General features: G+C 69.3%; 5 protein-coding genes and 1 pseudogene. All 6 read left to right on the forward strand.

Annotation, left to right across the window (positions count from 1 at the left end):
* The coding region (locus tag DD1DGNOD_RS05210) for an HRDC domain-containing protein (protein ID WP_206442959.1) at nt 1-461 on the forward strand (461 nt) is incomplete at its 5' end.
* A gap of 264 nt (nt 462-725) precedes the next feature.
* Nucleotides 726-992, forward strand: coding sequence for a hypothetical protein (locus DD1DGNOD_RS05215; RefSeq protein ID WP_131765517.1), 267 nt, complete (start codon nt 726-728; stop codon nt 990-992).
* A 196-nt stretch (nt 993-1,188) separates the two neighbouring features.
* On the forward strand, nt 1,189-1,464 hold the full coding sequence (locus DD1DGNOD_RS05220; protein ID WP_206442960.1) for a WhiB family transcriptional regulator: 276 nt from the start codon (nt 1,189-1,191) through the stop codon (nt 1,462-1,464).
* A 141-nt stretch (nt 1,465-1,605) separates the two neighbouring features.
* On the forward strand, nt 1,606-1,902 hold the full coding sequence (locus tag DD1DGNOD_RS05225) for a type II toxin-antitoxin system Phd/YefM family antitoxin (RefSeq protein ID WP_131765519.1): 297 nt from the start codon (nt 1,606-1,608) through the stop codon (nt 1,900-1,902).
* Nucleotides 1,899-2,348, forward strand: coding sequence for a type II toxin-antitoxin system VapC family toxin (locus DD1DGNOD_RS05230; protein WP_165036439.1), 450 nt, complete (start codon nt 1,899-1,901; stop codon nt 2,346-2,348). Before DD1DGNOD_RS05225 ends, DD1DGNOD_RS05230 begins: the two co-directional genes overlap by 4 nt.
* Before the next feature lie 127 nt (nt 2,349-2,475).
* A pseudogene (locus tag DD1DGNOD_RS05235) lies at nt 2,476-3,194 on the forward strand (alkaline phosphatase family protein); the annotation flags it as partial.

A 3,194-nucleotide genomic window follows, 5' to 3' on the forward strand; every position in this document is an offset into this window, starting at 1 on the left:
GGCTCGTGCCCCGTTCGACGACGTCGGCGGGTGCGTCGGCCGGCGGGCCGGCGCGCACTGGCGCGGATGGCGCTGGTGCGCAGCGGTCTCGCAGCCGCTCCGCGGTGCGTTGCCGGGTGTGTGGGCGTCCGCTGGTGGGCCAGGCCGCCCGGACGGGCAGGTGCGACGACTGCCCGTCCGGCGTCGATCAGGCGCTCTTCGACCGGTTGCGTGTCTGGCGGTCCACCCGGGCCAAGGAGCAGAGCGCGCCGGCCTTCGTGGTGTTCACCGACGCGACTTTGCTGGCGATCGCCGAACACCGGCCCACGAGCGTCGCCGAGCTGGTGGGCATCCCTGGAATCGGCCAGGCCAAACTCGACCGCTACGGCGAGGACGTGCTCGCCCTGGTTGACGGGCGTGAACCGCCCGGATCCCTCTCGTCGCCTTCCGCCGGGGTCCCCGGCTCCGAACCAGCCGGATAGCGGATACCGGCCCCGCTGTCCCAGCCGCTGCCGTCCTGGCGGGAACCCCGCCTTCCCGGTGGGATCATCCGCCGTCCCGCCGCGGGGTGATGCCGCCAGAGCGGCGATGATCGTGCTACCTTCAGTTAGGTTCTCGACTACATCAGGTACTTGATCGGAAACACAGAAAATAGGTTGCGACCGTTCCGGTCGGCTTCTACGGTGCTGATGGGCGCTGAGTGTGCCCAGCCCGCGCCCGACACGAACGCGAAGGAGGTGATCCCTATGAGGATGACGGGGATCGTCGCCGTGTTCGTGCGCCGGGCGTATCCGCTTGGCCTGCGTGGCGCGGTCCGGTTGGCCGCGGCCGTGACGTCCAAGCACGTCCTTGCGTCCGCCGGTTTCCGAGCTACCCGTGGGTTTGCCGACGGTCCGCGCTGGGCTGACGCAGCCGCGCACCACACCCCGACCGCGGATGCCCACATCCAAGCATCGACGATGCGCCACACGCTGTACGTCCCGGGTCCACCCCGAGGTCTGCTCCTGGTTTGACAAGCCAACCGAGCGCCGACCGAGGCCGCGGATCCCTGACGGGAACCGCGGCCTTTGTCGTCTCCCGATCCGATCCGCCAGGACAGCCGAACCGATCGAACCGACTATTCCGACTATTCCGACTATTCCGATCTGACTGTTCCGACCGAACCGTCCCCGACCGATTCTTTTTCCTTCAGTGCCGGAGGTGACACCGGTGTTCGACCCCTCGATCGTTGCCCGGATCGAGCTGGACCGGTTGGCGCTGCCCTGCTGGGACGTCGACCCGGACCTGTTCTTCGCGGAGTCCCCCGAGGACGTCGAATCCGCGAAGGCGGTCTGCGGTGGCTGTCCGCTGCGGCACGCCTGCCTGGCCGCTGCTCTTGACCGGCGCGAGCCCTGGGGCGTGTGGGGTGGCGAGCTCGTTGTCACGGGCGCCGTCGTCCCACGCAAGCGGCCCCGCGGCCGTCCCCGCAAGAGCGTCGCGGCCTGACGCTCTCCCCGCGTCCTTATTACGCGTGTGTCCCGGGGCTCCTGCCGGATCGGTTGCGTCCATCCGGCAGGATCCCCGGGCGGTGGCGGCGTTGCATGTACTGGAAGGTATGTGGCCACAAATTTGTGATACATCTGGAGTATGACGACCGCCAACGATCATTCGGTGGGCCTGCGGGAGCTTCGCCACAACACCAGCGAGGTGCTGGCCCGGGTCCGGCGCGGCGAGACCGTCGACGTGACCGAGTACGGCCGGCTGATCGCCCGAATCGTGCCCGTCGAGGACCGGACACCGATTCCGATCATGTCGCAGCTGGTCGAGTCCGGTAAGGCTCGGTTGGCGACACGGCCCGGATACCGGCCGAGGATGCGGCCAAGCGGCGGCGGCGATCGGCTCGGCGAGGCACTTGAGGCGCTGCGCGACGAGGAAACGTGGTGACTCTCTACTACGTGGACACCTCGGCGGCCATCAAACTCCTCGCCGAGGAGACTCATTCCCTGGCGTTCGCGGCATTTTACGACAGCAATGCCAGCGCTTCGTGGGTGAGTTCCGCGCTGCTCCGTATCGAGGTCATACGAACAGTCAGCCAGGTCCTACCGGCGATGATTCCGGATGCGCGTGAGCTCCTGCTGGCCTTCGACTACATTGCCATTGACGACGACATCGTCGAGGCGGCAATGAATGAACCGGATCGGACGCTGCGTTCGCTGGATGCCATCCACCTGGCCACCGCGCGGGTCCTCGGCCGGGAACTCGACGCGCTCGTGACCTATGACGACCGGCTCGCCGCAGCCGCCGGCGACGCCGGATTCAGCCTGCTCAGCCCACGGGACCCACCGGCGATCGACACCGGCCTCCAACCGACCCGGAGATCTCTGGCGTAGGGCGTCGGCGGAGTCGCGGAGGAGGGCAGCGGCGGCGTACGGATCCGCCGGGTTGTCTGTTATGTGATCGCAAGATGTTGACGTGTGTGTTTCCTGCCGGGTCATATGGTGCCGGTAGTGTTCGGTCGTGCCCAGCAGCAAGCCCGCCCAGGCGGCCCGGATCGGCGCTCCGGGGGTTTCCATCGCCGCGGACGCCGCCGTCGAGCGATCGGAAGGCCAGGCGTCCGGCAACGACCGTGCTCGGCACGACGGCGTCCGCCCACGCCGTCCCGACGGCGCATCCCTTGGTCGTCCCGGTGGTGCACCCTTTCGCCGTGCCGGCGGTGACGAGCTGTCCGCGGCGGTCGCGGTCCTCACCAGGCCGGATCTCGCCGGGATCGTGGACCTCGTCGCCTGGGTGGAGGGCGGATGGCTCCATGTCGCGAACGCGGACGGTGCCTCGCGGCTGTCGCTGACCGACCCGAGCGGCCCCTGGGAGGTGCTGCGTGGTCGTGATCCGGTGGCCGTTCAGGATCCGATGCACGGCGTCCCCCTGAGCCTGGCGCGCAAGGACCCCTCGCCGCCGAACGACCGCAACTCCTACCCGTTCGCCGGAGCGCGGCTCGCGTCGGTCTTCGCTGATCCGGCCCGGTCGCCGGACGTCGTCGTCGTGCACAGCGCCGCGCACCACTGGCCGCAGCGCGGGGGGCATCTCGGCGAGCACGGGTCGCTGGACGCCGGCCAGTCCCGAGCCCCGCTGCTGCTGTCCGGGGCCGGCGTCCGCAGGCGGGGGCGCCGAGGTAGAGAAAGCCGTATGCCTCGTCGCGAAAGGGGATACCGGCGGCGCGCAGCGCCTCGTCCCAATCC

Source organism: Candidatus Protofrankia californiensis (assembly GCF_900634765.1).
Lineage (GTDB): Bacteria > Actinomycetota > Actinomycetes > Frankiales > Frankiaceae > Protofrankia > Protofrankia californiensis.

Coding starts and splice junctions, on each gene's coding strand:
- DD1DGNOD_RS05225 (WP_131765519.1), top strand. CDS start 1,606: ATGACGACCGCCAACGATCATTCGGTGGGCCTGCGGGAGCTTCGCCAC.
- DD1DGNOD_RS05215 (WP_131765517.1), top strand. CDS start 726: ATGAGGATGACGGGGATCGTCGCCGTGTTCGTGCGCCGGGCGTATCCG.